Annotated in this window: 4 protein-coding genes; all 4 read right to left on the bottom strand. The window is 35.3% G+C overall.

Annotated elements, in window-relative coordinates; all coding sequences use genetic code 11:
• On the bottom strand, window positions 1-223 hold a 223-nt coding region (locus V7D82_RS13705), incomplete at its 3' end, for a DegT/DnrJ/EryC1/StrS family aminotransferase (protein ID WP_333601511.1).
• Window positions 216-836 carry an acetyltransferase gene (locus V7D82_RS13700; RefSeq protein ID WP_442902395.1) on the bottom strand — a complete coding sequence of 207 codons (621 nt, stop codon included), beginning with the start codon at window positions 834-836 and terminating at the stop codon, window positions 216-218. The genes V7D82_RS13705 and V7D82_RS13700, both read right to left, overlap by 8 nt.
• Window positions 826-1,428 carry a sugar transferase gene (locus tag V7D82_RS13695; protein WP_333601510.1) on the bottom strand — a complete coding sequence of 201 codons (603 nt, stop codon included), beginning with the start codon at window positions 1,426-1,428 and terminating at the stop codon, window positions 826-828. Before V7D82_RS13695 ends, V7D82_RS13700 begins: the two co-directional genes overlap by 11 nt.
• A gap of 197 nt (window positions 1,429-1,625) precedes the next feature.
• On the bottom strand, window positions 1,626-2,161 hold a 536-nt coding region (locus tag V7D82_RS13690; protein ID WP_333601509.1), incomplete at its 5' end, for a T9SS type A sorting domain-containing protein.

Below are 2,161 nucleotides of genomic sequence, written 5' to 3'. Positions count from 1 at the left end.
GCTCAACACCTAATAAAATAAGTGCCAAATGAAGTGCCGCTGTGCCCGAACTGAGTGCCCCAACAAATATATTTTCACCTAAATACTGTTCTAAATCTTGTTCAAATCCAGTGACGTTTGGGCCCAAAGGCGCTACCCAGTTACTGGCAAAAGCTTCCTGAACAAACTTTTGTTCATTACCTCCCATATGGGGTGAGGATAGCCAAATCTTTGAATTACTCATTTTCTTTATTATATTTTAGTATTCTACCCGGATTGCCAACAACAACGGCATAATCGGGAATATCTTTTAAAACTACAGCTCCGGCACCAATAGTGGCCCATTTTCCAATTTTCACTCCTTGAATAATAGAAGCTCCAATTCCTATATGAGAACCTTCGCCTACAATGACTCCTCCTGCCAAAGCTACTGAAGGTGATATGTGAGCAAAATCATGTATTATACAATCGTGTTCTAAAACGGCTCCTGTATTTATAATGCAATGTTTACCAATAGCAACATCCGGATTAATTATGACTCCGGCCATTATTACCGTTCCCTCTCCAATCGTTGTAAATGGTGAAACCACGGCCTTACTGTGCACTGCCACCACAAAATTGAGTTGTAATTGATGCGAAAGCATTTTTCTAACTTTATTATTACCTATCGAAATAATCCAATTTGAATGCGCTTCAAAAACAAAAGCCTCTTTTTTTTGAACTTCAAAATTTAATATGGTAGCCAACTTTGGGTTGTCATCAATAATCTTTCCAACTGTAGTCTTGTTGGATAGTAAAATATCAACAATCACCTTACAATGACCGCTTGCGCCGTATAAATTAATTTTAGTTTCCATTAAATGGTTCTATTGTTGCTGAATCAGCCGAATTGATTCCTTCTCTTTTTAAAACTTTTAAAATCGTTTTCATGACAATTTTCAAATCCAAAACAAAGGAAATATTGTCTACATACCAAACGTCATATTCAAATTTTTGATCCCAACTGATGTCATTTCTTCCATTTACTTGAGCCCAACCCGTTATCCCCGGTCTAACTTCATGTCTTCTGTTTTGAAAAGCGCTATACAAATGTAGGTAATGTGTCAGTAAAGGTCTCGGACCAATTAAACTCATGTCTCCTTTAATCACATTGATTAATTGGGGGATTTCGTCTAACGAAGTTTTCCTAACAAAGGAACCTATCTTAGTCATACGTTCAGCATCGGACAAAAGAACACCATTGGCATCCTTTTTATCATTCATAGTTTTAAATTTAATGATATTAAAAACTACTCCATTCTTTCCTGGTCTTGATTGAATAAAAAAGGGCTTTCCATTGTTGGCAAAATAGAGCAGAACGGTAACAACTAAAAAGACAGGAAACAAAATAATAAGTCCTAATAAAGAAACAATAAAATCAATAAGTATTTTAATTTGATTTTTATACATCGCAAGCACTAATGATTTCAGTAATTTGGGGCTAACCAATAATAAATAATTTTGACAAATGTATTGAATTTAGATTAATTCCACTCCTTTAAAAAACGACAAAAATATAATTGACGTGATTCATTTATATGGATGTTTTTAAATAAAAAAGCCTCTTCATTTCTGAAGAGGCTTTTAGTTTAATATCAATTATACGATTATCGTTTAATCACTCTAAGTGTTTTAACTTCACTTCCCTGTGTTACAATTACATTGTAAACTCCAGATGGATAACGGTCTCCTATTTGTAATGTAGATACTTCATCTGCCTTAACCTCTCTCTGATCGATCAATCGGCCTGTCATATCATAAATCACAACTCCTACGCTATCCTCACTTGTGGTTGTTAAACTCAAGTTGAAGTTCTCACTGTATGGATTTGGATAAGCAGCCACTGCAAACGAAGATTTAACTACTGCTTTAATTACAGTACCTCCCTCAGCATTTCCACCAACATTTCCACAGTCATTGTAGTAAACTATTTTAGTAGCTCCTATCACCTCTGTACAGCCATTGCTGAACTTAGCTCTGTAGTAATTAGCGCCTACTACCGGATTAGTGATAGTATAACTTTGCGATGTCTCTCCAGCAATATCATTATACGTAACTCCTAAATCCGTAGAACGTTGCCATTGGATATTACCTGAATAACCTGTGCCAATTGTCAATACTTTAACTATAGAAGAATTTGTAC

The sequence above is a fragment of the Flavobacterium sp. genome (genome assembly GCF_036741995.1).
Taxonomy (GTDB): Bacteria; Bacteroidota; Bacteroidia; order Flavobacteriales; family Flavobacteriaceae; genus Flavobacterium.
This window is presented reverse-complemented; position numbering and strand designations above follow the sequence as displayed.

Coding starts and splice junctions, on each gene's coding strand:
- V7D82_RS13695 (WP_333601510.1), bottom strand. CDS start 1,428: ATGTATAAAAATCAAATTAAAATACTTATTGATTTTATTGTTTCTTTA.
- V7D82_RS13700 (WP_442902395.1), bottom strand. CDS start 836: ATGGAAACTAAAATTAATTTATACGGCGCAAGCGGTCATTGTAAGGTG.